General features: G+C 65.5%; 24 protein-coding genes. 13 read left to right on the forward strand and 11 right to left on the reverse strand.

Annotated features, from left to right (window positions below):
* Positions 1-6 precede the first annotated feature (6 nt).
* The 4 genes from AC1DYL_RS12620 (at position 7) to AC1DYL_RS12635 (ending at position 5,484) form a co-directional block, all read left to right on the forward strand.
* A complete protein-coding gene (locus AC1DYL_RS12620; RefSeq protein ID WP_477173395.1) occupies positions 7-1,350 on the forward strand; it encodes a dihydroorotase in 1,344 nt (447 codons plus the stop codon).
* Entirely contained in the window at positions 1,347-2,585 is a 1,239-nt protein-coding gene (locus AC1DYL_RS12625; RefSeq protein WP_477173396.1) for a Zn-dependent hydrolase, read from the forward strand. The genes AC1DYL_RS12620 and AC1DYL_RS12625 overlap by 4 nt, the downstream gene beginning before the upstream one ends.
* 1 nt (position 2,586) lies before the next feature.
* The gene (locus AC1DYL_RS12630) at positions 2,587-3,714 is read left to right on the forward strand and encodes a DUF917 domain-containing protein (RefSeq protein ID WP_477173397.1); all 1,128 of its coding nucleotides are present in this window, start codon (positions 2,587-2,589) and stop codon (positions 3,712-3,714) included.
* 105 nt (positions 3,715-3,819) lie between these two features.
* Entirely contained in the window at positions 3,820-5,484 is a 1,665-nt protein-coding gene (locus tag AC1DYL_RS12635; RefSeq protein ID WP_477173398.1) for a urocanate hydratase, read from the forward strand.
* A 184-nt stretch (positions 5,485-5,668) separates the two neighbouring features.
* Here the strand turns inward: AC1DYL_RS12635 and AC1DYL_RS12640 are convergent, their stop codons facing one another.
* The 6 genes from AC1DYL_RS12640 to AC1DYL_RS12665 form a co-directional block, all read right to left on the reverse strand.
* On the reverse strand, positions 5,669-7,510 hold the full coding sequence (locus AC1DYL_RS12640) for an extracellular solute-binding protein (protein ID WP_477173399.1): 1,842 nt from the start codon (positions 7,508-7,510) through the stop codon (positions 5,669-5,671).
* 227 nt (positions 7,511-7,737) lie between these two features.
* Positions 7,738-9,369 (reverse strand): ABC transporter ATP-binding protein, encoded by a 1,632-nt coding sequence (locus AC1DYL_RS12645; protein WP_477173400.1) that lies wholly within the window; start codon positions 9,367-9,369, stop codon positions 7,738-7,740.
* A complete protein-coding gene (locus tag AC1DYL_RS12650) occupies positions 9,366-10,541 on the reverse strand; it encodes an ABC transporter permease (protein ID WP_477173401.1) in 1,176 nt (391 codons plus the stop codon). The genes AC1DYL_RS12645 and AC1DYL_RS12650 overlap by 4 nt, the downstream gene beginning before the upstream one ends.
* Positions 10,541-11,653: a microcin C ABC transporter permease YejB gene (locus AC1DYL_RS12655; protein ID WP_477173402.1), complete on the reverse strand. Its 1,113-nt coding sequence runs from the start codon at positions 11,651-11,653 to the stop codon at positions 10,541-10,543. Before AC1DYL_RS12655 ends, AC1DYL_RS12650 begins: the two co-directional genes overlap by 1 nt.
* A gap of 84 nt (positions 11,654-11,737) precedes the next feature.
* Positions 11,738-12,589, reverse strand: coding sequence for a sugar phosphate isomerase/epimerase family protein (locus AC1DYL_RS12660; protein WP_477173403.1), 852 nt, complete (start codon positions 12,587-12,589; stop codon positions 11,738-11,740).
* The gene (locus tag AC1DYL_RS12665) at positions 12,589-13,446 is read right to left on the reverse strand and encodes an NAD-dependent epimerase/dehydratase family protein (RefSeq protein WP_477150115.1); all 858 of its coding nucleotides are present in this window, start codon (positions 13,444-13,446) and stop codon (positions 12,589-12,591) included. The genes AC1DYL_RS12660 and AC1DYL_RS12665 overlap by 1 nt, the downstream gene beginning before the upstream one ends.
* Before the next feature lie 215 nt (positions 13,447-13,661).
* On the opposite strand from AC1DYL_RS12665, the gene AC1DYL_RS12670 reads away from it, so the two are divergent.
* From AC1DYL_RS12670 to AC1DYL_RS12695, 6 genes are all read left to right on the forward strand, one after another.
* A complete protein-coding gene (locus tag AC1DYL_RS12670) occupies positions 13,662-14,060 on the forward strand; it encodes a hypothetical protein (RefSeq protein WP_477173404.1) in 399 nt (132 codons plus the stop codon).
* Positions 14,061-14,229: 169 nt separating this feature from the next.
* Entirely contained in the window at positions 14,230-14,643 is a 414-nt protein-coding gene (locus AC1DYL_RS12675; RefSeq protein ID WP_477173405.1) for a hypothetical protein, read from the forward strand.
* A 218-nt stretch (positions 14,644-14,861) separates the two neighbouring features.
* Positions 14,862-15,464, forward strand: coding sequence for a hypothetical protein (locus AC1DYL_RS12680; protein ID WP_477173406.1), 603 nt, complete (start codon positions 14,862-14,864; stop codon positions 15,462-15,464).
* Between the two features lie 247 nt (positions 15,465-15,711).
* Entirely contained in the window at positions 15,712-16,128 is a 417-nt protein-coding gene (locus AC1DYL_RS12685) for a hypothetical protein (protein WP_477173407.1), read from the forward strand.
* A 177-nt stretch (positions 16,129-16,305) separates the two neighbouring features.
* Entirely contained in the window at positions 16,306-16,647 is a 342-nt protein-coding gene (locus AC1DYL_RS12690; protein ID WP_477150120.1) for an SH3 domain-containing protein, read from the forward strand.
* A 163-nt stretch (positions 16,648-16,810) separates the two neighbouring features.
* Positions 16,811-17,806, forward strand: a complete 996-nt coding sequence (locus AC1DYL_RS12695; protein WP_477173408.1) for an asparaginase — start codon at positions 16,811-16,813, stop codon at positions 17,804-17,806.
* A 117-nt stretch (positions 17,807-17,923) separates the two neighbouring features.
* On the opposite strand, the gene AC1DYL_RS12700 is transcribed toward AC1DYL_RS12695, so the two are convergent.
* Positions 17,924-19,252 (reverse strand): TIGR03808 family TAT-translocated repetitive protein, encoded by a 1,329-nt coding sequence (locus AC1DYL_RS12700; RefSeq protein ID WP_477173409.1) that lies wholly within the window; start codon positions 19,250-19,252, stop codon positions 17,924-17,926.
* 247 nt (positions 19,253-19,499) lie between these two features.
* On the opposite strand from AC1DYL_RS12700, the gene AC1DYL_RS12705 reads away from it, so the two are divergent.
* Together AC1DYL_RS12705 and AC1DYL_RS12710 are read left to right on the forward strand one after the other, a co-directional pair.
* Positions 19,500-21,017 carry a helicase HerA-like domain-containing protein gene (locus AC1DYL_RS12705; RefSeq protein WP_477173410.1) on the forward strand — a complete coding sequence of 506 codons (1,518 nt, stop codon included), beginning with the start codon at positions 19,500-19,502 and terminating at the stop codon, positions 21,015-21,017.
* On the forward strand, positions 21,007-21,573 hold the full coding sequence (locus tag AC1DYL_RS12710; RefSeq protein WP_477173411.1) for a hypothetical protein: 567 nt from the start codon (positions 21,007-21,009) through the stop codon (positions 21,571-21,573). The genes AC1DYL_RS12705 and AC1DYL_RS12710 overlap by 11 nt, the downstream gene beginning before the upstream one ends.
* 80 nt (positions 21,574-21,653) lie before the next feature.
* Here AC1DYL_RS12710 and AC1DYL_RS12715 read toward each other — a convergent pair whose 3' ends face one another.
* Entirely contained in the window at positions 21,654-22,034 is a 381-nt protein-coding gene (locus tag AC1DYL_RS12715; RefSeq protein WP_477173412.1) for a winged helix-turn-helix transcriptional regulator, read from the reverse strand.
* Between the two features lie 82 nt (positions 22,035-22,116).
* On the opposite strand from AC1DYL_RS12715, the gene AC1DYL_RS12720 reads away from it, so the two are divergent.
* Entirely contained in the window at positions 22,117-23,103 is a 987-nt protein-coding gene (locus AC1DYL_RS12720) for an NADPH:quinone reductase (RefSeq protein ID WP_477173413.1), read from the forward strand.
* 62 nt (positions 23,104-23,165) lie between these two features.
* On the opposite strand, the gene AC1DYL_RS12725 is transcribed toward AC1DYL_RS12720, so the two are convergent.
* The 3 genes from AC1DYL_RS12725 to AC1DYL_RS12735 all read right to left on the reverse strand — a co-directional run bounded on the left by AC1DYL_RS12725 (position 23,166) and on the right by AC1DYL_RS12735 (position 26,616).
* Complete coding sequence (locus AC1DYL_RS12725) at positions 23,166-23,672, reverse strand: response regulator (protein ID WP_477173414.1); 507 nt, start codon at positions 23,670-23,672, stop codon at positions 23,166-23,168.
* A 159-nt stretch (positions 23,673-23,831) separates the two neighbouring features.
* Positions 23,832-24,440, reverse strand: coding sequence for a superoxide dismutase (locus AC1DYL_RS12730; RefSeq protein ID WP_477150129.1), 609 nt, complete (start codon positions 24,438-24,440; stop codon positions 23,832-23,834).
* A 103-nt stretch (positions 24,441-24,543) separates the two neighbouring features.
* A complete protein-coding gene (locus tag AC1DYL_RS12735) occupies positions 24,544-26,616 on the reverse strand; it encodes a S9 family peptidase (RefSeq protein ID WP_477173415.1) in 2,073 nt (690 codons plus the stop codon).
* Positions 26,617-26,847: the final 231 nt, after the last annotated feature.

Consider the following 26,847-nt stretch of genomic DNA (forward strand, 5'->3'; position numbering starts at 1 on the left):
ACTCAGATGTCCGATTTCGATCTCGTCCTCGCCGGCACGGTGGTGCTGCCTTCGATGATCATCGAGGGCGGCTATGTCGCGGTGCGCGACGGCAAGGTCGTGCATGTGGGCGAGGGCGTCGCCCCGCATGCGCATGAGCGGCACGATTTCGGCAACGGGCTGATCCTGCCCGGGGCGATCGACGCGCAGACCCATTCGCTGAGCCAGAAGAACCAGGAGGATTTCATCTGGTCGACCCGCTCGGCGGCGGCGGGTGGGGTCACGACGATTGTCGACATGCCCTATGACGAGGGCAACCTCGTGTGCTCGGCCGAGGCGGTAAGGATCAAGGTGGCGCATGCTGAACCGCAGGCGCGGGTGGATTTCGCGCTCTACGGCACGATCAACCCGGAGGACGGGGCGAGCCGGATTGCCGAGCAGGCGGCGGCAGGCGTCGCGGCGTTCAAGTTCTCGACTTTCGGGACGGATCCAGTGCGCTTCCCGCGGATTTCGCCGCCGCTGTTGGCCGAGGCGTTCGCCGAGGTGGCGAAGACCGGGCTGACGGCGGGCGTGCACAACGAGGACGACGAGAGCGTTCGCGCCGCGATGGCGGCAGTCAAGGCCTCGGGGATCACCGACTGGCGGGCGCATGGCATGAGCCGGCCGCCGCTGACCGAATTGCTGGCGACGCTGCAGATCTACGAGACCGGGGCACAGACCGGATGCGACGCGCATGTCGTGCACTGCTCGCTGAGCCGCGGCTACGACATCGCGGCCGACTATCGGGCGCGCGGGTTTGGGGCGACCATCGAGTGCTGCATCCACTATCTGACGCTCGACGAGGAGAGCGACGTCCGGCGTCTGGGCGGCAAGGCCAAGATCAACCCGCCGATAAGGCCGCGCGCCGAGGTGGAAGCGCTGTGGCGGCAGGTGGCGGCGGGGAATGTGACGCTGGTCTCGACCGACCACGTGAGCTGGTCGGAGGATCGGAAGACCAATCCGGACATGCTGGCGAACGCCTCGGGCGTGCCGGGGCTGGAGGCGATGGTGCCGCTGTTCGTGAAAGGGGCGCTGGAGCGTGGGGTGTCGCTGACCTGGGCGGCGAAGCTGATGGCGGCCAATCCGGCACGGCACTTCCGGCTCGGGCAGAAGGGGGCGCTCGAGGCGGGGAAGGATGCGGATATCACGGTGCTGGTGGATCGGCCGGTCGTGTACGACGCGGCGCGGTCGGGGCACAACGTGGTGGGGTGGAGCCCGTACAACGGGATTACGCTGCCGTGGACGGTGGCGGGGACTTGGTTGCGGGGGAAACAGGTGTTTGATGGGACCTTGGTAGCTGAGCCTGGGGTAGGGCGGTGGGTGCGACCGTGACCCGAAACCTCCCCACGCAGGAAGCCCGCATCGCCGAGGACATCGCCACCCTCGCCGAGATCACCGAGCCCGGACGGCCGTACACGCGGCGCGCCTTTACCCCGATGTTCCTGCGCGGGCGGGAGTGGCTCGTCCGCCGGTTCGAGGCGGCGGGTCTGGAGACGCGGATTGATGCGTCCGGCAACCTGATCGGGCGACGGCCGGGGCGCGGCGGCAAACGCACCATCATGCTCGGCTCGCACTCCGATACCGTGCCCGACGGCGGGCGGTTTGATGGCATCGCCGGGGTGTCGGCGGCGCTGGAGGTGGCGCGGGCGTTGCACGACCAGGGCGTGGTGCTGGAGCATAATCTGGAGATCGTCGACTTCCTCGCCGAGGAGGTGTCGATCTTTGGGGTGTCGTGCGTCGGGAGCCGCGGCATGGCTGGGGTGCGGCCGGCGGAGTGGCTGGATCGGCGCGTCGATGAACTGACGCTGCGCGAGGGGATTGCCGAGGTTGGCGGCAATCCGAACAAGCTCGAAAAGCGCGAGGATATCGCGGCGTTCCTCGAGCTGCATATCGAGCAGGGGCCGGTGCTGGAGGATGGGCATCTCGATATCGGCGTGGTGGCGGCAATTGCCGGAATCACCCGGATCGAGGTGGTGGTGAACGGGCAGGCCGATCATGCCGGGACGACGCCGATGGGCTCGCGGCAGGATGCGCTGACCACGGCGGCGCGGCTGGTGGTGGGGATCGAGGAACTCGGCACGGTGCTCAGTAAGGGCCGGTTCCATTTCGCGGCGACGGTGGGCGAGTTCTCGATCGAACCGGGTGCGGCGAACGTGGTGCCATCTAGGGCGCGGCTGCTGATCGATGCGCGGGCCGAGCGGCGGGAGGACATGGAAAAGTTCGTTGCCGAACTGGCTGTGCTCGTTAACGCGACATCAGCCGCGACCGGGGTGGCGATAGAGCCGCCATTGACCATTTCCGACAATTTGCCAACGCCTTGCGACCCGTTCGTGCTTGATACGCTGGACGCGGCAGCCGTGGCCGTGGGGGCGCGCCATCGCCGCATGGCCTCGGGCGCCGGGCACGACACGGCATGGATGGCGCGGGTGACCAAGGCGGCGATGATCTTCATCCCGTGCTTGGGCGGCCGCAGTCATGCGCCGGAGGAATATGCCGAAACGGCGGATGTGGCGCTGGGCGCCGCGGTGCTGCTGGAAGCGGTGAAGAGGCTCGATAAGGACTTGTAGTATGGGTCGCGTATTGACCGAGAAGGATGTGGAAGCCGCGGTGAAGGGCGGCTCCGTCTATGCCGCGGGGGGCGGGGGCTGGGCCGATCATGGCCGGATGCTCGGCTATGCGGCAGTGAGCGTCGGCAAGCCCGAGCTGGTGGACATCGAGGAACTGGAGCCGCGCGACTGGGTGGCGACCGCTGCTGCGATCGGCGCGCCGGCTTCGACCACGCCGTGGGAGATGCGCGGCGTCGATTACGTCAAGGCGGTGAAGCTGCTGGAGAAGGCGTTGGGCGACAAGCTCAGCGGCCTGATGATCGGGCAGAACGGCAAGAGCTCGACGCTGAACGCCTGGCTGCCGAGCGCCATTCTCGGCACCAAGGTGGTGGATGCGGTGGGCGATATCCGCGCGCACCCGACCGGCGACATGGGCTCGATCGGCATGGCCGGCAGTCCCAAGCAGATGATCCAGACCGCCGTGGGCGGCAACCGCGACGAAAACCGCTACATCGAGCTGGTGGTGAAGGGCGCGACGGCGAAGATCTCGCCGATCCTCCGCACCGCGGCGGACATGTCGGGCGGGTTCATCGCCTCGTGCCGTAATCCGCTGCGCGCCAAATATGTGCGGCGCAACGCGGCGTTGGGCGGGATTTCGCTGGCGCTGAGCCTCGGCGAGGCGATCATCGCGGCGGAGAAAAAGGGCGGCTCGGCGGTGATCGACGCCATCGTCAAGGCGACGGGCGGCACGATCCTGGTGAAGGGGCCGGTGACGAAGAAGGACCTCGTCTACACCAAGGAGGCCTTCGATATCGGCCGGTTCGTGCTGGGTGAGGGCGACAAGGCAGTCACCATCCATACCATGAACGAGTACATGGCGATCGACGATGCCGGGGGCAACCGGCTCGCGACTTTCCCCGACGTGATTGCGACGCTGGATGCGGCGGGGCAGCCGCTGAGCGCCGGGCAGCTGCGCGAGGGGATGTTCGTGTTCGTGCTGCACGTGCCCAAGAAGGTGATCCCGCTGTCGTCCTCGGTGCTCGATCCGGCGGTATACCCGCCGGTGGAGAAGGCGATGGGCATCGAGTTGGCGAAATACGCGCTCGACGGCGTGAAGCGGAAGAAGAAGGCTCGGAAGGGCTGGGAGTAGCCGGGCTCCGACGCTGATAGGCTGGTGCGGGAAGAGTACCCCCCGGGGAGGGGACAGGGTGGGGTGTCTTTCGGGCACTGCCGTCTCGGGTTACAAGGCTAGACCATGCCAAAACCCAATCCCCGCCATCCGAATTTCCCCATTCCATCCGGTCCGATCCTGCGCGCCAAAGGCTGGCGGCAGGAGGCGCTTCTCCGCCTGCTCGAGAACGTGCTGAGCGTTGGCGAGGACCCGGAAAAGCTGATCGTCTATGCGGCGCTGGGGAAGGCGGCGCGGAATTGGGCGGCGCACAAAAAGATCGTCGAGACGCTGATGACGATGGACGAGGACCAGACGCTGGTCATCCAGTCCGGTAAGCCGATCGGGCTGTTCAAGACCCATGCGCAGGCGCCGCTGGTGATCATGGCGAACTGCAACATCGTGGGGCAGTGGGCCAAGGCCGAGGTGTTCTACGAGCTCGAGAAGAAGGGGCTGATCGCCTGGGGCGGGCTGACTGCCGGGGCGTGGCAGTACATCGGCAGCCAGGGGGTGATCCAGGGCACCTATGAGATCTTCATGCGCATCGCCGAGAAGCGCTTTGGCGGTTCGCTCGCCGGGCGGTTCATCCTGACCGCCGGGATGGGTGGCATGGGCGGGGCGCAGCCGCTCGCCGGGCGCATGGCGGGGGCGGCGATCCTCGATGTCGATGTCGATCCGGAGCGGGCGCGGCGGCGGAAGGAGATCGGCTACCTCGAGGAGATCGCGCCGGATCTGGATACTGCGCTGGCGCTGATCGAGGCGGCGGTGCGGGACAAGCGGGCGCTGTCGGTTGGCTTGGTGGCCAATGCTGCGGAGGTCTACCCGGAGATTTTGCGGCGGGGGATCATTCCCGACATCGTCACCGACCAGACCAGCGCGCACGACCTCGTCTACGGCTACGTGCCCAAGGGCATGAGCCTCGAGGAGGTGCGGCGGCTGCGGGTGGACGGGCAGGGGCAGCTGATGGCGGCGAGCCGGGCCTCGATTGCCGACCATGTGCGGGCGATGCTGGGGTTCCAGCAGGCGGGCGCCGAGGTGTTCGACAATGGCAATTTGATCCGCACGCAGGCGAAGCAAGCGGGGGTGGAGAACGCGTTCGACATCCCGATCTTCACCGAGGCGTATCTCAGGCCGCTGTTCGCGCGGGCGATCGGGCCGTTTCGCTGGATGGCGCTGTCGGGCGAGGCGTCGGATATCGCGCGGATCGACGAGCTGGTGCTGGAGATGTTCCCGAACAACCGGATCGTCACCAACTGGATCCGGCTGGCGCGGCAGTATGTGCCGTTCGAGGGGTTGCCGGCGCGGATTGCGTGGCTGGGGCACGGCGAGCGGACGGCGCTGGCGCTGGCGGTGAATGCGCTGGTGCGGTCGGGTGAACTGGCGGGGCCAGTGGCGTTCTCGCGCGATCATCTCGATGCCGGGGCGATGGCGCATCCGAACATCATGACCGAGAACATGAAGGACGGCTCGGACGCAATCGCCGACTGGCCGCTGCTGGATGCGATGCTGCTCGCTTCGTCGATGGCGGACCTGGTGGTGATCCACTCGGGCGGCGGCGGGTATGCGGGGTACATGACCTCGGCGGGCGTGACGCTGGTAGCGGATGGGACCGAAGCGGGGGATGCGCGGTTGAGCCATGCGCTGACCAATGACACGGGGCTCGGCGTGATGCGGTATGCGGATGCGGGGTATGAGGACGCCGTGGACGAGGCCGCGGTGAAGGGGATTGGGTGGTTTGATTTGAGGGGGTGAGGCAGCTCATCTCATCATCCATAGGACGTCATCCCGGCGAAAGCCGGGACCCAGTGCGCTGACCGCTCCACGTGCACCAACCTCTCCGACCTTGCTGTGATGGACCGGATGGGCCTGCGCCTATCCAACCATCGAGCAGTGGGTCCCGGCTTTCGCCGGGATGACGGCCGGTGGGCGCGCCGCCCTAGTTCTTCGCCGCCCCGGTCTTTGCCGCCTTCGCTTCGTCGTACCACCACACTGTCGGGAAGCCGATCGAGAACTCCGGCAGCTCGGCCGGGTGGCTGAAGCGGTCCCAGCGGGCGATGCGGGATTTGCGGAGGGTGTAGGTGGGCGTCACGTAGTGGTGGGCGAGCAGGACGCGGTCTAGCGCGCGGGTGGCGGCGATGAGGGTTTCGCGGTCGTCGGCGAAGACGATCTTGTCGATCAGGGCGTCGACGCCCTTGTCGGAAATGCCGCCATAGTTGCGGCTGTCGTTCTGCGCGGCGGAGGCCGAGCCCCAGAAATCGCGTTGCTCGTTGCCGGGGGAGAGCGACTGCGCCCAGCCTGTGTAGATCATGTCGAAGTCGTGGTTCTGCACGCGCTCGATGTACTGCGGCGAATCCACAGAGCGGATGCTCGCGTTGATGCCGAGGCGCTTGAGGTTGGTCTGGAACGCCGTGGCGATGGGCTCGATGGTTGGGCCGTTGAGGAGGATCTCGAACGTCACCGGCTGGCCGTCGGGAGTCATCAGCTGGTTGCCGCTCAGCGTGTAGCCCGCCTTGGTGAGGATCTCGTTGGCCGTGCGGAGGCTGTTGCGGAGCTTGGTGGTGTCGCCGTTGACCGGGTTCTTGTACTCGGTGGTGAACACCGTCGCGGGGACGAGGTCCTTGACCGAATTGAGGATCTCGAGCTCCTCGCCCTGCGGCAGGCCGGAAGAGGCGAATTCGGTGCCGTAAAAGAAGCTGTTGATGCGGTCGTACTGGCCGAAGAAGCGGAGCTTGTCGAGCTCCTCGAAGTCGAAGGCGTAGAGCATCGCTTCGCGCAGTGCTTCGCTCTGGAACAGGGGTTTGCGCAGGTTCGGCACGAACCCGACGAGGATGCCGGAGCCGCGATAGGCGTTCTCGAACAGCTCCTTGATCACCTTGCCGTCGGTGACGGCCGGGAAGTTGTAATCATTCTGCCAGCGCAGGGCGAGGTTCTCGTCCCACCAGTCGAATTCGTCGCCCTTGAAGCCTTCGAACTCGGCAGTGGTGTCGCGGAAATACTCGTACTTGATCTCCTGGAAGTTGTTCTGGCCGATATTGAACGGCTCTTTGAGGCCCCAGTAGTTGGGATCGCGCTCGTAGGTGATCGAGGCGCCGGGGGAGAAGCTGGCGAGCTTGTAGGGGCCCGAGCCCATCGGCGGCTCCAGGGTGGAGTGGGCGATATCGCGCGGCTTGCCGTCGGCGCCGGTGCCCTCCCACCAGTGCTGCGGCAGGACGATCAGTTGGCCCATGATATGCGGCAGTTCGCGGTTGCCGCCCTGGTCGAAGGTGAAGGTGACTTCGCCCGGCGCGGTGACCTCGGCCTTCTTGACGTTGGCGAAGTAGTTGGCCTGGCTGGGATTCAGCTCGATGACCTTGTTGAAGGTCCACACCACGTCCTCGGCGGTGACCGGCTCGCCGTCGGCCCATTTGGCGCGTGGGTTCATCCGGAAGGTGACCGAGGAGAAATCGTTGGGGTAGCTGAAAGCTTCGGCGAGGTTGCCGTACTGGGTGGAGTTCTCGTCGAGCGACGGGGTGGTCAGTGTCTCGAAGACGAGGCCGATGCCGTCGGCGGGTTCGCCCTGGGGCAGGATCGGGTTGAAGGTGTCGAAGCCGCCCATTGAGCTCAACCGCACGACGCCGCCGACTGGCGCATCGGTGTTCACGTAGTCGAACTTCTGGAAGCCTTCGGGATATTTGGGTTCGCCGATCAGCGAGCCGGCGTGGTGCCAGACCTTGTCCTGGGCGATCGCCGGGCTGAACGCGAGGAGCGCGGCGAGGGTGAGGGCGGCTAGCTTGTGCATGAAGGCCTCCATTCGGGGGAGAACGTGTTGGCTGAGCTTAGGGGGGATTGTGGCGGGAATCGAGGTGGGTCGCTTCCGGCCGGTGCGGGCTGACCCCCACCCCTGTCCCCTCCCCCTCAACAGGGGGAGGGAGACGCTAGCCTCGATCTCAGAGAGTGGGTCTCCCTCCCCATTCTTAGCGGGAGGGGACAGGGGTGGGGGTCTGTTTGCGCCGGACCCCAGGGCAATCACTGCGCCACCTCGGGCGTCGGCACGGCTTCGACGGCGAAGGCGGCGGCCATCAGGGCCTTGGTGTAGTCGGATTTCGGGGCGGCGAAGATTTCGGCGGCCGGGCCGTGCTCGACCACCTTGCCGTTGCGCATCACCATCACCTGGTTGGCGAGGGCGCGTACGACGCGGAGGTCATGCGAGATGAACAGGTAGGTGAGGCCGTGCCGATGCTGCAGCTCGCGCAGGAGGTCGACGACCTGCGCCTGGACACTCATGTCGAGCGCGGAAGTGGGCTCGTCGAGGACGACGAATTTCGGTTCGAGCACCATGGCGCGGGCGATGGCGATGCGCTGGCGCTGGCCACCGGAGAACTCGTGCGGGTAGCGAAAGCGGGCTTCCGGATCGAGCCCGACTTCCGTGAGGGCGCGGACGACGCGGGCGTCGCGCTCGGCCGGGCGAAGTTGCGGCGCGTGGACCGCGAGGCCCTCGGCAATGATCTCGGCCACCGACATGCGGGGGCTGAGCGAGCCGAACGGATCCTGGAAGACGATCTGCAGGTCCTTGCGGAGCGGCCGCATGGCGCCCCAGGAGAGCTTCTCGATGTCGCGGCCCAGATAGACGATGCGGCCCTCCGAACCGATGAGGCGGAGCAGGGCGCGGCCGAGCGTGGTCTTGCCTGAACCGGATTCGCCGACGACGCCGAGCGTCTCGCCGCGACGGATGGTGATGTCGACGTCGTCGACCGCCTTGATGTGGCCGACGGTGCGGCGGAAGAAACCGCGCTTGATCGGGAACCAGACGCGCAGCTTTTCGGCGGCGACGATCTGTTCGGCATCGGCGGCTGGCGTCGGGGGATCGCCCTTCGGTTCGGCTGCCAGCAGCTTCCTGGTGTAGGCGTGCTGCGGGTCGGCGAAGATAGTTTCGGTGCGGCCCGACTCGACGATCTTGCCCTCGGTCATCACGTGGGTGATCTCGGCCATGCGGCGGACAATGGCGAGGTCGTGGGTGATGAACAGGATCGCCATCTCGCGCTTCTGCTGCAGCGACATCAGCAGTTCGAGGATCTGCGCCTGCACGGTGACGTCGAGCGCGGTGGTCGGCTCGTCGGCGATCAACAGCTTCGGCTCATTGGCGAGCGCCATGGCGATCATGACGCGCTGACGCTGGCCGCCGGAGAGCTGGTGCGGGAAATCGTCGAGGCGCGAGACCGGGTCGGGGATGCCCACCTCGGTCAGCAACTCGATGGTGCGGGCGCGCGCTGCGGCCTTCCGCATGCCGCGATGGAGGATCAACGCCTCGCTCACCTGCCGCTCGACGGTGTGGAGCGGGTTGAGCGAACTCATCGGCTCCTGGAAGATCATCGAGATGGCGTTGCCGCGCACGGCACGGATGGCCTTGTCTTCGGCGTGCAGCAGGTCCTCGCCGTTGAACAGGACGCGGCCCTTTGGGTGCGACGCGGCCGGATAGGGCAGGAGGCGGAGGATCGATAGCGCCGTGACCGATTTGCCGGAGCCGCTCTCGCCGACCAGCGCTACGGTCTGGCCGACGTGGATGTCGAAGGAGACGCCGCGCACGGCGTGCATCTGCCCGTGCTCGGTCTGGAAATCGACGTGCAGGTCGTCAACCTGGAGCAGCGGCCCTTGCATCAACGTGTCCCCGCGAAGGTCTTGCGCGGATCGAACGCATCGCGCACCGCCTCGCCGATGAAGACGAGGAGGGTAAGGATCAGGGAGACGGTGAAGAAGCCGGTGATGCCGAGCCACCATGCCGAAAGGTTGTCCTTTCCCTGGCTCAGCAACTCACCCAGCGACGGCGAGCCAACGGGCAGGCCGAAGCCGAGGAAGTCGAGGGCCGTCAGGGTGGTGACCGAGCCGGCGAGGATGAACGGCATGAAGGTGAGGGTGGCGACCATGGCGTTGGGCAACAGGTGCCCGACCATGATCTTGAGGTTGGAAACGCCGAGCGCGCGGGCGGCGGCGACATATTCGAAGTTGCGGGCGCGCAGGAATTCCGCCCGGACGATGCCGACCAGCGCCGTCCACGAGAACAGCAGCAGGATGCCGAGCAGCACCCAGAAGCTTGGGGCGATGATGCTGGAAATGATCAGCAGCAGATAAAGCGAGGGCACCGAGGTCCAGATCTCGATCAGGCGCTGCGCGATGAGATCGACCCAGCCGCCGAGATAGCCCTGCAGTGCGCCGGCGCCGATGCCGACAACCGAGGAGAGCACGGTCAGGATCAGCCCGAACAGCACCGAGATGCGGAAGCCGTAGATCAGCCGGGCCAGCACGTCGCGGCCCTGGTCGTCGGTGCCGAGCCAGTGGAAGTTGCCGATGTTGCAGGAGGGGTCGTCCACCCCGCCGGGGTAGAACGCGCAGCGCTCCTCGGCGGTCTGCAGCCAGGATGGCTTCGAGGGCACCGCGCCGGTGAGGGATTCGTCGACCGTGCCGTAGGAGTAGCGGATCGGCGGCCAGAACATCCAGCCATTGGCGTTGATCTCGTCGGCGATGAAGGGGTCGCGATAGATCGTTTCTGCGAGGAAGCCACCGAACTTGGTTTCGGGGTAGGCGACGACCACCGGGAACAGCAGCTCGCCCTTGTAGCTCACCACCAGCGGCCGATCGTTGGCGATCAGCTCGGCGAACATGGTGAGGATGAACAGGACGAGGAAGATCCACAGCGACCAGACGCCACGGCGATTGGCGTTGAACACCTTGAGCCGGCGCTCGTTGATCGGCGAGAGCACTGGCGCCGAACGAGCCTGATCGGCCGGAGCAAAGACGAGGAAGGGGGAGCGGGCGCCCGCTAGGCTGGCGTGCATCAGACTTCCCGGCTTTCGAAATCAATGCGCGGATCGATCCACATGTACATCAGGTCCGAGACCAGCCCGATGACGAGACCCATCAACGAGAAGACGTAGAGCGTCGCGAACACCACTGAGTAATCGCGGTTGAGCACCGACTGGAAGCCGAGGAGCCCAAGGCCATCGAGCGAGAAGATCGTCTCGATCAGCAGCGAGCCGCCGAAGAAGGCCGAGATGAACGCCGCCGGGAAGCTGGCGATGACCAGCAGCATGGCGTTGCGGAACACGTGCCGGTACAGCACCTGCCGGTCGTTCAGGCCCTTGGCGCGGGCGGTGGTGACGTACTGCTTGCGGATTTCCTCGAGGAAGGAGTTCTTGGTGAGGAGCGTCACCGTAGCGAAGCCACCGACCGCCATGGCGGTGATCGGCAGGGTGACATGCCAAAAGTAATCGAGGATCTGGCGGTACCAGGGGAGGTCGGCGAAGTTCTCGGATACCAGCCCTCGCAGCGGAAAGATGTTCCAGAAACTGCCGCCGGCGAACAGCACGATCAGCAGCACGGCGATGAGAAAGCCGGGCAGCGCGTAGCCGACGATGACGATGGACGAGGTCCAGATGTCGAAGCGCGAGCCGTCGCGAAGGGCCTTGGCGATGCCGAGCGGAATCGAGACGCCGTAGCCGAGCAGCGTCATCCACAGGCCCAGCGTGATGGAAACGGGCAGCTTCTCCTTGATCAGGTCGATGACCGAGATATCGCGGAAGTAGCTGTTGCCGAAATCGAAGCGGGCATAGTTCCAGATCATGGTGACGAAGCGCTCGAGCGGCGGCTTGTCGAAGCCGAACTGCTTCTTGATCCGCTCGAGGATTTCCGGCCTGAGGCCGCGGGCACCGCGATAGGTCGAGTTGACGTCGGACGTATCCTTCGCCTCGGCGGTCTGCTGGCCGGAGAAGTCGCCCTGCTGGCTGCCGGTGACGCGCTCAGTGGCGCTGACATTCTGTCCGGACATCTGGGCGATGACCTGCTCCACCGGTCCGCCGGGAGCAAACTGCACGATGACGAAGGAGACCACCATGATGCCGAACAGCGTCGGGATCATCAGGAGCAAGCGTCTCAGGATATAGGCGCCCAATGGCGGCTCCAGTCGTCGTGGTCGGTTGAGGCTAGCAACGCAGTACTGTGGGCCGGAATGCGGCAAATCACCAAGGAGTGAATGTCAGGGCCGCACCGCGAAACGTACGCCGACCGCGTCGCCGACGGCGAAAATGCGGTCGCGGGCCACGGCGTAGGCCTCGCCCTCGAGGTGTTCGAACATCAGCGGCACCTCGCGCGGCAGCCGGTCGAGCTCAGTGAGATAGGTGCGGTAGTCGAGCACGCCCTCGCCGATCTGCACCTCGTCGAGATGCAGCGCCGCCTGGTGGTGGAGCTTGATGTCCTTGGCGTGGCACGAGACCACCCATTGCCCGAGCTTGTCGAAGCACTCGCGGATCAGTGCGGCGTTATCGAAATACACCCGTGGCGTCATGATAAGGTTCACCGGATCGAAATGCGCACCGAACATCGGCCGGTCGATGGCGCGGATCAGCTCGACATAGCTGTCGACACTGTCGGGCAGGGAATACTGCATCATCTCGAGCGCGAATTTGGCGCGGGTGGGCTTCACGGTGTCGAGCAGGTAGCGGACGGTCTCGACTGAGGCGTCGAACGCCTCGCGGCCCATGTTCTCGGCGGCCGGGGCATAATCGGTGCCGGCCTTGAACGAGCCAATGTAGCTGACCGCGCAGCCGGCGCCGACCGCATCGGCGATGGCGAGGCGCTCGACTGCGTAGGCGAGGTTGGTCTTCCGTACTGCTTCGTCGGGGGAGACGAGGTTGCGCCAGATGCCGATCTCGGCGAGGACGACATCGGCCTCGGCAAAGGCCTGCTCGATATCGACGAGCCGGGCCGTGTCGTTGATCGACACCTCCGGCACGTAGGCGGCGCCGTAGCCGAACTCGCGGTGGGCGTGGGCGAAGGCGTGTGGGTCGTCGCTGCCAACGGGCAGGCCGTGACCCCCGAGCAGGATCATCAGACGTGGTTCCGCCAGCTGTGCTGCGGGTTGTAGTCGAGCAAGCGGCGGGCCTTGTCGATCGAGAGCAGCGTGCCGTTCTGGCTGAGCTCGCGCTTGTGCGGCACGTTCGGGAACACTTCGGCCATCAGCGACATGTTGGAGCGGCTCATCACCGTATCGTGGTTGGCGATGATGAAGGGCTCGAAGCCCTTGAACTCGGCCTCGATGCCGCGGCGCACGGCCTGTGCCCCGTCGCGGGCGTCGATATAGCCCCAGAGGTTCCACTTGCGCAGCTTCGGGTCGGCGTCGAAGCCGGGGAACGCCTTGTAGTCCTCGACATCCATGACGTTGGAAAAACGCAGGCCGACGATCTTGAGCTCGGGGTCCCAGCGGCAGAACTGCGCCGCCATGGTCTCGTCGAGGAGCTTGCCGAGCGAATAGGCGCTCTCGGGGCGCGGAAAATACTCCTCATCGACCGGCACGTAGGGAGGCGGGGTTTCGAAGGGGAGGCCGAGCACGGTTTCGCTCGAGGCGAAGACGACGTTCTTGATGCCGGCGAGGCGGCAGGCTTCGAACACGTTGTAGCTGGTGGGCACGTTGTTCGCGACGGTGCGGCTGTTGGCGAAGAGGCCGGGCGCCGGGATGGCGGCGAGGTGGACCACTGCGTCGAACGGGCCCTTGCGCTCATCGACGCCGCCCATGATCGCCTGTGCCACCTGGCCGAAATCCGTGAGGTCGATGCGGACGGTAGGGCAGATCGGGTCCTTGGGCATCTGCTGGTCGATGTTGAGGACGGAGTAGCCGTTGGTCACCAGGTCCTTGAGCACCGCCCGCCCGAGCTTACCGCTGCCGCCCGTCACCAGAACCTTGGCCATTTCCTCATCCTCCCGAACTGATTTGCCCTGAGCCTAGCACGGGTTGCACCCATTCTGTCACGAGCCTGAACGCACTTGTCACGGCCGGTTCAAGCCGGTTGGCGCAGCCTCGTCTCCAGCGTCAAGGAGGCGGTTCGCTTCATCGCGACCCCTCAACATTGAAAAAGGACTCGACGTGCGGGCCAGCACCCCGCCGCCCCCATCAGGAGACTGAAATGAACAAGCTTGCCATGGCCGCACTCGCGGTTGCTACCTTGACTTCTGCTTCCGTCCTCCCCGCTCTTGCACAGAGCACAGACTGTCCGCGTCAGCGCTGCGGACACGAAAACAACGAGCCGTCCTGCAGCGACCAGCTCGGCCACCTGAAGCGCGTGTTCCCCGCCGAAGTGCTTGGCGTCGACAATCACTACCGCGTCTGGGTCACCGAGTTGTGCCCCGCCTCCGAACTGATGCGCTCGGACGGTAACGCGGCCTACCTTCGCACCTCCATCGCCCAGAACGACGTGCTCCTCGACATGCTCGGCGAAAAGGGTTTCCACTACGACGACGTGTTCGCGGTGAAGATGATGGGTGACGACACCATCAGCCTCTACGTCCACCACTTCGACCGCTAACCTCCCAGAAGTGCTACAATAAACCCTGACGCCGAACCGGCACGCGATGCCGGCCGGCGTTGGGTCCGATGCCATCTGGCATCACGCTCAAAGCGTCACAGGGCACCAGCGCCCCGAACTGGAAAGGAACTGCCGCGGCGAAGCTGCCGCACCACCACAGGAGACTGAAATGTCCAAGGTCATGCTGGCTGCAATTGCGGCCATTACGCTGAGTTCGGCCTCTATTCTCCCCGCCCTCGCCCAACCGCAGCCCTGTACCGCTGGCCCGCGTTGCCCGGGCCAGGATAGCAAACACGGCGAAAGCTGTGGCGAACAACTCGGCCACCTGAAGCGCGTGTTCCCCGCCGAAGTGCTTGGCGTCGACAATAACTATCGCGTCTGGGTCACCGAGTTCTGCCCCACCTCCGACCTGATGCGCTCGGACGGCAATGCGGATTACCTGCGCACCTCCATCGCCCAGAACGATGTGCTCGTCGACATGCTCGGCGAGAAGGGCTACCACGCGGACGACGTGTTTGCCGTGAAGATGATGGGCGACGACACCATCAGCCTCTATGTCCACCGCTTCGACGATCATCGCTGATCGTTAGCCACGGACGGGCGCCGCCGGCGCCTGTCCCTGTCCCTGATCGATGACAGTCTGCGCCACTTCCGCCGCGGTCCGATGATGAACGATCTCTGAATACGGCTCTCACCAGCAGTTCAAACGCCCAGCACTAGTTCCGCCCCAACGACGCGCCGAGAGCGTGGCGAACGGCGGCAGAGGGTGCCGCCGGGCAACCAAACCTGTTGAGAAAAATCATGAACCTGAAACTCATTCTGCTGGCCATGGTGACTGCCATCGGCCTTGCCGCCTTTGCGATGCCTGCTTACGCCCAGCCGACTTCTACCATCCCTGGCGGCGGCGGTGGCTGTACCATCGATTGCGACGATGGCGATTCCGAAGTGGGCGAACCCTTCGATCCGTTCTGCCACGTGGTCGAGTGCGACGAACCGGACGTTGCCGAAGAAGGGTGCATGCTGAACTGCGGCGGCCCGGACATTCCGGAGATCGCTGAAGAGGGCTGCATGAAGAACTGCCAGCCGGGCAAGCCGGGCGGCGATCCGGAAATCCCGGGCAATACCGCGGGCCTCGTGCGCTGCGATGCCAAGATCGGCGACCTGGCCAAGGTCACGGCCAAGCAGATCACCAGCGTCAACGGCAGGGACGCCGTGGATGTCGTGCCGGTTTGCGTCGATAAGAACCTAATCGAGCAGCAGCTGGGCGTCGAGAACCTGCGCCATGCCATCGCCCAGAACGACAAGATGGACAAGGCGCTCGGTCAGGGTGGCTACGGCGCCGATGACGTGGTCGGCGTGGTCGTCGGCCGCAAGGCAGCGGTGCTCTACGTCCACGCACTCTGATCCACGACGCATCGAATATTGAGGGCGGGACCCGCGAGGTCCCGCCCTCCTCTTTTGCGAAGAAGCAAAACCCGACCGCCGAACCGCCCTGGCTCTGCTGATTTGGCCCGGGTCATTCCTGTAGCCAACCTGAACGGCGTCGTCAGAGGCGGTTCAAGGCAATGAGCCCAACTGCTGGCCATCGGACGAGCAGTAATGCTTCGCGCCCTAAACGCCGTGCGGCGCTCGCCGCACCCAGGAGACAAAAATGCCAAAGCTCGCTCTCGCCGCCACCTTCGCCATCGCCGTGCTGACTTCGTTCTCTGCCGTGCCGGCCGGGGCCGTCCAGGTTCAGCTCGACACCCCGTGCGGCCAGGCCAGTTGCCCTGATGGCGGCTCATCATCCAACTCCTGCGGCGACCAACTGGGTCATCTGAGCCGCGTGTTCCCGGCCGACGTGACCGGCATCGACAACGGCTACCGCGTCTGGGTCACCGAGCTTTGCCCGGGCGGCGAGCTGATGCGCGCGGATGGCAACGCGGCCTACCTCCGCACCTCGATCGCCCGGAACGACCTGCTCGTCGAAATGCTCGGCGAGAAGGGCTACCACGCCGACGACGTGTTCGCGGTCAGGATGATGGGCGACGACACCATCAGCCTCTACGTGCACCACTTCGAACGCTGAACGCATCGATCATCGTTTCGACGGGGCGGCGCCGCAGGGCAGCCGCCCTGTCCTTTTTGTGGCCGCGACATTGCCTTGCCGATGAATGCTTTCTGAATAGCGGGCTCAGAGCGGGTTCAAACCGGGTGGGGCATGTTCGGGACAACAGATTGAACCCCGCTCCGTGAGGACGCCCAAATGAACAAGAACCATGAGAAGCTGCTGGTCGCGACCCTCGCCGGTCTGATCATCGCCAGCGCTGCCGCTTTCGCCATCCAGCCCGCCATGGCCGCCGGTTATGACGTCGAGAGCCCCGCCCACATCGTGGGTGTCAAGAAGTGGGACACGCTCAACGTCCGCAAGTGGCCCGCTTCGTACTCCCAGAAGGTCGGCGAGTTCGAACCCAAGACCAGTGTCTGGGTCGAGCGCTGCATCATCGCGCCGCAGGGCGGCTCGGACTGGTGCCTCGTCGAGCAGCAGGACACCAAGGGCTGGGTGAACGCCAAGTTCCTGAAGATGGCCTACGACTGGGATATCTGATCCCACCGATTTCCCGCCCGCGTTGCTCCAAACGGCGCGTGGCGGGCTTCTACCGACTGACCTCCCATGCACACGTGCCTTTGACTGACCTCCGAACATTGACTTCACGGCCCGGACGCGTTCCCTAGGGAACCTTCCGGGCCTTTTTTCTGTGAGTGCAGTCGTGGACGCCAACCCCATCCTTGTCGAGCAGACGCGCGGCAATTTCGTCGAGAACCGCCACCGTGGCGCCTTCGTCATCTCCGATGCCGACGGCAACATCATCGCCGAGGCCGGCGACATTTTGCGGCCGGTCTTTCCGCGCTCGGCGATCAAGTCGATGCAGGCGCTGGCCATGGTGACGTCGGGCGCCATCGACCGCTTCGGATTGAGCGAAGAGGAGCTGGCGCTGTCCTGCGCCTCGCATCACGGCGAAGACGTTCACGTGTTCGGCGTGACGCATTTCCTCAACCATATCGGGCTTGGCGCCGGCGATCTCGAATGCGGGGCGCACCAGCCGACGAACAGCAAGGCACGCGAGGCCTTGCGCGCAGCCGGGCTGGAGCCGAGCCAGCTGCACAACAATTGCTCCGGCAAGCATTCGGGGATGCTGAGCGTGGCGCGCGCGCTGGGTGTCGACACGCATGACTACGTGACGCGTGGGCATCCGGTGCAGGTGGCGGTGCGCAAGGCGATCGAGACGGTGATTGGCGAGCCGCTGAGCGAGGATCGCTGCGGCACCGATGGCTGCTCGATCCCGACCTGGGCAGCGCCGCTTTCGGGCTTTGCGCGTGGGTTCGCCAAGATGGCGACGGGCGTGGGCCTGCCGGACGACCTGGGGAGCGCTGCTCGGCGCATTTTCGACGCGGCGACCCGGCATCCGCTGCTGGTGGCAGGCACGGGGCATCTCGACACGTTGGTGATGGAAGCGTTCGGCGGCCGCGTCATGCAGAAGGGCGGGGCCGAGGGCGTGCAGTGCGGCGCCATCCGCGACAAGGGTTGGGGCTACGCGCTGAAGATCGACGACGGCAACATGCTGGCGAGCCAGACGCTCGTCGCCAACCTGCTGCTGCGCTTCGCCGACCCGGACGCGGCGCAGCGCGCAGTGCTGGAGAAGTTCGCCCGGCAGGTGGTGCGGAACGTGCGCGGGTTCGATGTGGGTGAGATGCGGGCGGCTTAGGCCGGTTCGCTCCTCGCTGCGCTCAGATCGCGCATCGCGAGCGATGCGGGACCCCTCATCCGCCCTTCGGGCACCTTCTCCCTCAAGGGGAGAAGGCACTGACTGAGAGCGTGGCTGCTAGGGGCTCGTCACCGAATTGTCCGCCACCGTCACGTGCGGGTACTTCGCGGCATCCTTGACCAGATCCCCGGTGACGACCTTGTCCCACTCCATGCCGACGATGGCGTGGTCTTGGGGGGCGTGGACGATGTTGCCGGTGATGGTGACCGGGCCGGGAGCGGGGTTCTGGACGACGCTGACGCCGATGCCGGTGTTCGTCGCGTAGAGCACGTTGTCGGCGATGATCACGTCGCGCAGGAACGTGCCGTAGCCGGCCATGATGCCGATGCCGGGGACGTTGTCGATGCTGTTGCCCGAGATGCTGGTTTCCGCTTCGGCGTAGATGCCGAAGGGCTTGGTGTCCGGGTTGACCTCGGAGCGGGCGCGGATGTTGCGCACGATGTTGCCCGAGCAGACGGCGAGGCGGCCCCCGGAATCGAGATTGGTGATCGAAATGCCGGCGGCGGCGCCGTCGACGATGTTGTTGGAGATCACCGAGCCGGTGAAGGCGAACTCCGAGAAGATCGCGACCTCGCCGGAGTTGCGGCACACATTGCCGGTGACGGCGACATTGCCGGTCGAGTTGAGGCGCACCGCGGTGAAGGCGCAATCGGCGATCTGGTTGTTGGAGATGATCACGTCGTTGCAGCGGAAGACGTTGATGCCGTTGCCGTTCTGCCCGTTGCCGCCATTGGTGTTGCCGACGCCGGTAATGGTGTTGCCGGTGATCACCGAGCCATCGTGGCGCGGCTGGCTGCCCCAGATCAGGAAGCCGCCATTGCCGCACTTGTCGACGCGGTTGGATGCGATGTTGAGGCCGCGGCCATCGACCGAGAAGATCGCGGCGAGTGCGTGGCCGGTGAAATCGCAATCCTCGATATCGGCGCCGGCATCGCGTACGGCAAGACCATTAGCCGCGCCGCCGACGAAGCTGCAATTGCTGATGGTGACGTGGTCGCTGGCTTCGATCTCGACAAGGCCGCGGTCGGCTCCCGAGGGGCCGCCATTGCCACGGGTGAAGGTGACGCCGGAAAAGCTGACATGGGCGCTGCCGGCAATGCGGATCACCGGCGCGCCGTCTGCGGCGGCGAGGATGGTGCCGCCCGGGATGCCATGGACCACCACGTTGCTGGGGACCTGAAGGTTCTGCACGTAGTAGTTGCCGGATTGGAGGAACAGCGGCCGCCCTTCGCCCGCGGCGCGCAGCAGGGCCTCCTGCATCGCGCTGCTCTGATCGTCGAGACTGCCCGGCGTCAGGTTGAGCGACGACGAATCGAGCGATTGCGCGCGCACCGCGCCGACGAGCGGCAGGGCAGCGAGGCCGGCGAGGATGTGACGGCGGTTCATGCGCATGGCACGGAGTGTAAGGGCGTAGGGGCGCTTTTGGGAACTGCCGAATGCTGTGGCTTCCCCAGGGGATGCGGGGTTGAAATTGGACACCGGTTCACGGGGCCGGCTCGCGGATAGGCTGGTGGGGGTATCCTTTGCGCACGATGGACGTGGCGCACAGCCTCCGTCGCCCCGCTTTCATTTGGCAGCCCAACCCCTCGCCGCTATAGAGTCCTGAACCGGCCATCGAATCCAGTGAGGCGTCATGCTCCTTCCCGACAAGATCTATCTCGGCCAAAGCACTCGGCCGGAATATCTGGCGCTGAAGTACGGCAACCGGCACGGGTTGGTGACCGGCGCCACGGGCACCGGGAAGACGGTGACGCTACAGTCGATGGCCGAGGGGTTTTCGGCGGCCGGCGTGCCGGTGTTCGCGGCCGACATCAAGGGCGACCTGTCGGGCATTGCCGCCATGGGCAAGATGCTCGACTGGCAGGTGAAGCGGGCCGAGGAGATCGGCTTCACCGACTATGTCGCCGACAAGTTCCCGGTGATCTTCTGGGACCTGTTCGGGCGGCAGGGCCACCCGGTGCGGACCACGATTTCGGAGATGGGGCCGCTGCTGCTGAGCCGCATCCTCGATCTCAACGATACGCAGGAAGGCGTGCTGAACATCGCCTTCAAGTATGCCGATGATAACGGGCTGCTGCTGCTCGACCTGAAGGACCTGCGGGCATTGCTGGTGGAAATCGCCAACAATTCCAAGGACATCTCGGTGCAGTATGGCAATGTCGCTTCGGCGACGGTGGGCGCGGTGCAGCGTTCGCTGCTGGTGCTCGAGCAGCAGGGTGGCGACCAGTTCTTCGGCGAGCGGGCGCTCGACATCCGCGACCTGATGCGCACCACGACCGACGGCAAAGGCTATGTCTCGATCCTCGCCGCGGACGAGTTGATGCGCGCGCCACGGCTCTACGCAACGTTCCTGCTCTGGCTGATGTCGGAGCTGTTCGAGGTGCTGCCGGAGGTGGGCGACCCGGATAAGCCCAAGCTGGTGTTCTTCTTCGACGAGGCACACCTGCTGTTCGACGATGCGCCCAAGGCGCTGGTCGACAAGGTCGAGCAGGTGGTGAAGCTGGTGCGCTCGAAAGGCGTCGGCGTCTATTTCGTGACGCAGAACCCGATCGATATCCCCGATCCGGTGCTGGCGCAGCTGTCGAACCGCGTGCAGCACGCGCTGCGCGCCTACACGCCGAAAGAACAGAAGGCGGTGCGCATGGCCGCGGACTCGTTCCGCCCCAACCCGGCTTTCTCGACTGCCGAGGTGATCACCCAACTGGGCACCGGCGAGGCGCTGGTTTCGGTGCTGGAGGAGAAGGGCGTGCCGTCGATCGTCGGGCGGACGCTGATCCGGCCGCCTTCAGGGCAGGTCGGGCCTCTGTTGCCGGAAGAGCGTCGCTCGGTGATCGCCAACTCGCCGGTAGCCGGAGTTTACGACACACCGGTGGACCGCGAGTCGGCGTTCGAGGTGCTGACCAAGAAGACCCAGGAACGGCAGGCGAGCGAGGCGGAGGCCAGGCAGGCCGAGCTCGACGCCAAGACGGCTGCTGCGGAAGCCAAGGCTGCGGCGGCGCAAGAGCGGGCCGAGCGGGCGGCGCAGCCGCGGCGGTCGACCCGGCAGTCGCCGACCGAAGCGGCGATCACCTCGTTCAGCCGCACCATGGCGAACGGGCTCGGCAAGGCGCTGCTGCGCGGCATTCTCGGTGGCCTGACCCGTGGCCGGTAACGTCGCGCAGAACCACCCGGCGCTGGCGGTGTTTGCCTCGGACAAGGGGCCGGGGGACGCCGAGCGCAGCTCGATCATGTCGCAGGCGGGAACGCTCCTGGCGCGGCATGGGGCGCGGATCATTTGCCTCGCCGACGAGACGCTGGACAACATTCCGCTGATCACCAGCGCCCGTGCGGCGGGCGGCGAAGTGCTGATCGTCGCCGATGCGGCGTTCCAGGCACCGGCGGCGCTGGCCGAGGTGCCGGTGGAACGCATCGACGACCCCGAGGCGCGGGTGAAGCGTGTGGGTGAGCTGGCGCAGGCCATTGTCGGGCTGCCGGGCTCGCTGGCCTCGGCGGCGGCGCTCTACCGTACCTGGGTGCGCACCGGCGCGGGCGGCGGCGGCAAGCCGGTGGTGCTGCTAAACCATCACCGGGCGTTCGAGGCGATGCGGGGCATGGCGACCGATATCCTCAGCCATTCGGTGAGCCATGCGGATCGCGTGGTGGTGTTCACGGACAATGTCGACGACCTCTGGAACAAGGTGGCCTGGGCGCTGAACGTGACGGCCTAGGGCAGCACGCTCTCCAAACCACACCTGATGTCATCCCCGCGTCGGAGGGTCAGCCTAGGCGGACTGCCGCGACAGCGGGCTCAGGGGCAAACATGGAGGTGCTCGCGCTCCTCGTCCGAGCTGAAGCCCATCCCCCAATTCCGCATGCTGAGCAGCACCGGCTCGAGCGAACGGCCCAGTTCCGTCAGCTCATATTCGACGCGCGGGGGCACTTCCGGATAGACGATGCGATTGATCACCCCGTCGCGCTCCAGTTCGCGCAATTGCAGCGTCACCATGCGCGCCGTCGCATTGGGCACCATCCGGCACAGCGCATTGAAGCGCAATTTGCCGTCGAGCAGGTGAAACAGGATCACCGGTTTCCACAGGCCGCCGATTACCGAAAGGGTGACTTCCACCGCGCAACCGGTGCGGCCAGCCCTGCGGCGCGGGCGGGTCAGGATAGGGGTGCTATCATTCATGATAGTACATGTTGCCTTTGTACGTACTGTTCTCAGATGCATTGAAGACCTAGTTAGGCTGGGAAACAAGAGGAACATGCGAATGAAAGCTGCCTGGTTTTCCACCAAGGGTCCCGCCCGCGACGTATTGCAGGTCGGCGAGTTGCCGACGCCACAACCCGCGCCCGGCGAAGTGCTGATCCGCGTCCGCGCCTCGGGGATCAATCCGTCCGACACCAAGGGTCGCAGCGGCAGCGGTGCCCCGGCGTTCCCGCAGGTCGTGCCCAATCAGGATGGCGCGGGCGAGATCGTCGCCGTCGGTTCCCCCGAACTCGACAGCCGGATCGGTGAGCGCGTCTGGTTCTACGAATCCCAGCTTGGCCGCTGGAACGGCTCAGCCGCCGAATACACTACGCTCCCCGCCTGGAAGGCCGTCCACCTGCCCGATGGCGTCAGCTTCGAGGAAGGCGCCTGCCTCGGCATTCCCGCCATGACCGCCTATCGCTGTGTCTTCGTCGATGGTCCGGTCACTGGTAAAACCGTCTTCGTCTCCGGCGGTGCCGGCGCGGTCGGCCGCTACGCCATCCAGTTCGCCAAGCTCGGTGGTGCCCGCGTCATCGCCTCGGTCGGCAATGACGAGGCCGCCGCATCAGCCACTGCGGCCGGTGCCGATCTGGTCCTCAACCGCCATACTGATGATCTGCCCGCCCGGGTTGCTGCCTTCACTGGCGACAGCAAGGGCAGGGGTGTCGACCGCTTCGTCGAAGTCGCCTTTGGCGCCAATCTCGACCTGATCGGCAAGACCCTGGCGCCCAACGGCGTCGTCGCCACCTATGCCAGCGATACCGTGCCTCAGCCCACCCTGCCGTTCTGGCCGATGATCTTTCTCGACGCCACCATCCGCTTCGTGCTGGTCTATGTGATGACTGCCGAGGCCCACCGCGAAGCCGCCGCCGGCATCAACGCCGCGCTTGAGGCCAATCAACTCACCCACCAGATCGGCCGCGTGCTGACCCTCGACGACATCGTCGCCGCCCACGAAGCCGTCGAACGCGGCGAACTCGGCAAGACGATTATTACGCTGGCCTGAGGCAACAGCCTGATTGGTCCACTGGGGAGGGAGGGCGGATGAGGGGGCGCGGAGCCCGGCTGTCAGTGGGTCGGCAGCGGTCGTTCGCGGGTCCAGAGCGGGATGACGTTGCTGTATTGCGAGAAATCCGGGCGGCGCAGCGTTGGCTGGCGAGTCGGGCGGTAGCCCGAGAGGCTGGCGGCGCGGCGGGCGAGGCGTGATTGCACCCGCTCGAGCAAATACTTCGGCGACATCGGCTTGACGATTATTTCGTCGATGCCCGACGCGATGCACAGTTCCTTGGTCTCGGGCGACACCGTGCTGGCGAGCGCGATCACCTGGTAGTCACGGTAGGGAATGGCGGCATCGGCGCGGAGGTCGCGGGTGACGCGGTCGGCGCGGGCGCCGGCGCTGTCGAAATCGGTAACCACCACATCGACCGGCGCCAGCCGCATATAGGTGACGAGCGCGAGTTCCGATTCGAACGGGCGCACGCGGAAGCTCGGCACCGAGGCCAGCACCATGCTGAGGATCGAGCTCAGCGCGGGATTGGCGACAAGAACGGCGATGGTGCGGACTGGTTCGGCCAAAGTCTCGCGAAGCTCCGAATGGTTAAGCAATTGTTACCATTGTGTGGAGGCGAGCGGAAGCGACAGAAGCGCGGCTGCCGACAATTTTACGATATTCGTAAAGAGAGAAGGCCCGCCTGCTGAGCAGACGGGCCCTCGAACTGGCTTGGCCGGAAAGGCTTACTTGGCTTCGTCGAACAGCAGCTCGACATGTTCCCAGTTCACCAGGTTGTCGAACCAGGCTTCCAGGTACTTCGGGCGCGCGTTGCGGTAGTCGATGTAATAGGAGTGCTCCCACACGTCGACACCGAGCAGCGGCTTGGCATTGCCGTGCACCAGCGGCGACTCGCCATTGGCGGTCTTGGTGACCTGCAGCTTGCCATCTTTCAGCGACAGCCAGGCCCAGCCCGAACCGAACTGGGTGGTGCCGGCCGCGATGAAATCGGCGCGAAACTTGTCGAAGCCGCCGAGATCAGAGTCGATGGCTTTGAGCAGCGCCGCCGGGACCTTGGTGGCACCGCCGCCACCATTGGGCTTCATCCAGTTCCAGAAATGCACGTGGTTGTAGTGCTGGCCAAGGTTGTTGAAGAGCGCCGGATCCTTGCCGAACACTTCCTTCACCGCGTCCTCGAGCTCGAGCACTTCGAGACCCTTGCCCTCGGCGAGCTTGTTGCCGTTGGTGACATAGGCCTGGTGGTGCTTGTCGTGGTGGAACTCAAGCGTTTCCTTGCTCATGTAGGGGCCGAGCGCATCGTAGGCGTAGGGCAGGGGGGGAAGTTCGTATGCCATTCTGGATGCCTCCTTGGGGGACAGTCTCTATGATTGTTGGCCGCTGGGCTGGCTCCGATATAGGCCCTTTGGCATTGCTCAACAATTCCCGCTTTGGGTGGATTTATGCCAATCCTACGCACCAGAGCGCAAAGGCGTAGCTCAGGCCGGTCTCCTTGAGCTGGTCGAAGCGGCCCGAGGCGCCGCCGTGGCCGGCGCCCATGTGAGTCTTGAGATAGAGCGGCGCGTCGCCGAGCTTGGTGGCGCGGAGCTTGGCTACCCACTTGGCCGGCTCCCAGTAAGTGACGCGCGGATCGGTGAGGCCCGCTAGGGCGAAGATCGGCGGATAGTCGATGGCGCCGGCCTGCTCGTAGGGGGCGTAGCTGGCGATGCGGTCGTAGGCCGCCTTGTCGGTGATCGGGTTGCCCCACTCCGGCCACTCGGGCGGGGTGAGCGGCAGGGTTTCGTCCAGCATCGTGTTGAGCACGTCGACGAACGGCACCTCGGCGATGACGCCGGCCCAGAGGTCGGGGCGGAGGTTGGCGATGGCGCCCATCAACAGGCCACCGGCGGAACCGCCTTCGGCGACGATGCGGCGCTGGCTGGTGTAGCCGAGCTCTATCAGCGTTTCGGCGGCGGCGATGAAATCGGTGAAGGTGTTGGTCTTCTGCTCGCGCCGGCCGGTCTTGTACCAGGCATAGCCCTTGTCCATGCCGCCGCGGACATGCGCGGTGGCGTGGACGAAGCCGCGATCGACGAGGCTGAGTTTGGAGACGGAGAAGCCGGCGGGGAGCGCCATGCCGTAGGCGCCATAGCCATAGAGCAGGGCGGGTGCGGTGCCGTCGAGCTTCAGGCCTTTGCGGTAGAGCAGGGTGACCGGCACGCGCTCGCCATCCGTGGCGGTGGCGAAGATGCGCTTGGTCTCATAGTCGGCAGGGTTGTGGCCGGAAGGGACCTCCTGCTCCTTGAGCAGGGTACGCTCGCCGGTGACGAGGTCGAGATCATAGGTACGGGACGGCGTCGTCGGCGAGGAATAGGTGAAGCGGATAGTCTTGGTGTCGAACTCGTAGCCGGCCGACATGCCCAGCGCATAGGCCTCCTCATCGAACTTCACCGTCCACTCGTCGCCATCCTCGAGGTCGCGCACGACAATGCGCGGCAGGCCTTCGGAGCGCTCGAGGCGGATGAGGTGATGCTGCAAGAGGATGATGTCGAGGATCAACACGCCCGGCCGGTGCGGCACGAGGTCGATCCAGTTCTCGGCGGCGGGGTTATCCGCCGGCACGGTGACGATCTTGAAGTCCTCGGCGCCCTCGGCGTTGGTGAGGATGTAGAACACCCCGTCGCGGTCCTCGACATCGTACTCGCGATCGGTGAGGCGGGGGGAGACGAGCTTGGGAGCGCCGCCGGTACGGGTGTCGATCAGCCAGAACTCGGAGGTCTGGTGGTCGTGCGCGTCGATGACGATGTAGTTGCGCGACAGCGTCTCGTCGACGCCGACGAAGAACCCCGGATCCTTTTCCTCATAGACGATTTCGTCATCGGCCTGCGGCGTGCCGAGCACGTGGCGGCGGACGCGGTACGGGCGGTGGTTGTCGTCGTACTCGGAATAGTAGATGGCGCTGGAATCGGCTGACCAGACGCCGCCGCCGGCGATGTCCTCGATGATCTCGCCGGTGTCCTTGCCGGTGGCGAGATCCCGGATGTGCAGCGTGTAGAACTCCGAGCCCTGCCGGTCGGCGCTCCAGGCGAGCAGGCGATGCGACGGATCGTGGTCGCCGCCGCCGAAGCCGAAATACTCGTCGCCGGCTTCGATGTTGCAATCGAGCAGCAGCTGTTCCGCGCCGCCGTCGCGCGGTGTGCGAACGAGGATCGGGTACTGCTTTCCTTCTTCCATGCGCGAGTTGTAGGCCCAGGGGCCATCGGCCGACGGAATGCCGGTCTCGTCCTCTTTGATGCGGCCGCGGATCTCGCGGTAGATCTTATCGGTCAGCGCCTCGTGCGGGGTTTCGAAGGCTTCGGCGAAATAGGCGTTCTCGGCCTCGATGTAGCCGCGGATATCGGCGGGCAGGGTGGACGGGTCCTGCATCACCTCCTGCCAGTTGTCGGCGCGCAGCCAATGGTAGGGGTCCAGTCGCGTGATGCCGTGATTGGTCGTGGCATGCTGGCGGCGTTCGGCGACGGGTGGGGTGGGCATGGGGGAGGGTCTCGGGGGAGTTAACAGGTGCGCCTATACACCGGCTGAGGACGTGGTGTCCCTCTCCCCGTGAGGGAGAGGGTGGCTCGGCGAAGCCGAGACGGGTGAGGGGCACTCGCTTCTCGCTGGCGCTCGAAGCGCGCATCGCCAGGCGATGCGATACCCCTCATCCGCCCTTCGGGCACCTTCTCCCTCAAGGGGAGAAGGCAAGAGCGCGTGGGGGAGGTTTAG

The sequence above is a fragment of the Devosia sp. P1_H9 genome (assembly GCF_056405135.1).

What these genes read in the sequence shown, in the direction of transcription:
- AC1DYL_RS12680 (WP_477173406.1), top strand. Translation starts at nt 14,862, where the DNA reads ATGAACCTGAAACTCATTCTGCTGGCCATGGTGACTGCCATCGGCCTT.
- AC1DYL_RS12630 (WP_477173397.1), top strand. Translation starts at nt 2,587, where the DNA reads ATGGGTCGCGTATTGACCGAGAAGGATGTGGAAGCCGCGGTGAAGGGC.
- AC1DYL_RS12735 (WP_477173415.1), bottom strand. Translation starts at nt 26,616, where the DNA reads ATGCCCACCCCACCCGTCGCCGAACGCCGCCAGCATGCCACGACCAAT.
- AC1DYL_RS12720 (WP_477173413.1), top strand. Translation starts at nt 22,117, where the DNA reads ATGAAAGCTGCCTGGTTTTCCACCAAGGGTCCCGCCCGCGACGTATTG.
- AC1DYL_RS12690 (WP_477150120.1), top strand. Translation starts at nt 16,306, where the DNA reads ATGAACAAGAACCATGAGAAGCTGCTGGTCGCGACCCTCGCCGGTCTG.
- AC1DYL_RS12700 (WP_477173409.1), bottom strand. Translation starts at nt 19,252, where the DNA reads ATGAACCGCCGTCACATCCTCGCCGGCCTCGCTGCCCTGCCGCTCGTC.
- AC1DYL_RS12730 (WP_477150129.1), bottom strand. Translation starts at nt 24,440, where the DNA reads ATGGCATACGAACTTCCCCCCCTGCCCTACGCCTACGATGCGCTCGGC.
- AC1DYL_RS12715 (WP_477173412.1), bottom strand. Translation starts at nt 22,034, where the DNA reads ATGAATGATAGCACCCCTATCCTGACCCGCCCGCGCCGCAGGGCTGGC.
- AC1DYL_RS12670 (WP_477173404.1), top strand. Translation starts at nt 13,662, where the DNA reads ATGAACAAGCTTGCCATGGCCGCACTCGCGGTTGCTACCTTGACTTCT.
- AC1DYL_RS12675 (WP_477173405.1), top strand. Translation starts at nt 14,230, where the DNA reads ATGTCCAAGGTCATGCTGGCTGCAATTGCGGCCATTACGCTGAGTTCG.
- AC1DYL_RS12685 (WP_477173407.1), top strand. Translation starts at nt 15,712, where the DNA reads ATGCCAAAGCTCGCTCTCGCCGCCACCTTCGCCATCGCCGTGCTGACT.
- AC1DYL_RS12705 (WP_477173410.1), top strand. Translation starts at nt 19,500, where the DNA reads ATGCTCCTTCCCGACAAGATCTATCTCGGCCAAAGCACTCGGCCGGAA.
- AC1DYL_RS12620 (WP_477173395.1), top strand. Translation starts at nt 7, where the DNA reads ATGTCCGATTTCGATCTCGTCCTCGCCGGCACGGTGGTGCTGCCTTCG.
- AC1DYL_RS12635 (WP_477173398.1), top strand. Translation starts at nt 3,820, where the DNA reads ATGCCAAAACCCAATCCCCGCCATCCGAATTTCCCCATTCCATCCGGT.
- AC1DYL_RS12650 (WP_477173401.1), bottom strand. Translation starts at nt 10,541, where the DNA reads ATGCACGCCAGCCTAGCGGGCGCCCGCTCCCCCTTCCTCGTCTTTGCT.
- AC1DYL_RS12660 (WP_477173403.1), bottom strand. Translation starts at nt 12,589, where the DNA reads ATGATCCTGCTCGGGGGTCACGGCCTGCCCGTTGGCAGCGACGACCCA.
- AC1DYL_RS12665 (WP_477150115.1), bottom strand. Translation starts at nt 13,446, where the DNA reads ATGGCCAAGGTTCTGGTGACGGGCGGCAGCGGTAAGCTCGGGCGGGCG.
- AC1DYL_RS12640 (WP_477173399.1), bottom strand. Translation starts at nt 7,510, where the DNA reads ATGCACAAGCTAGCCGCCCTCACCCTCGCCGCGCTCCTCGCGTTCAGC.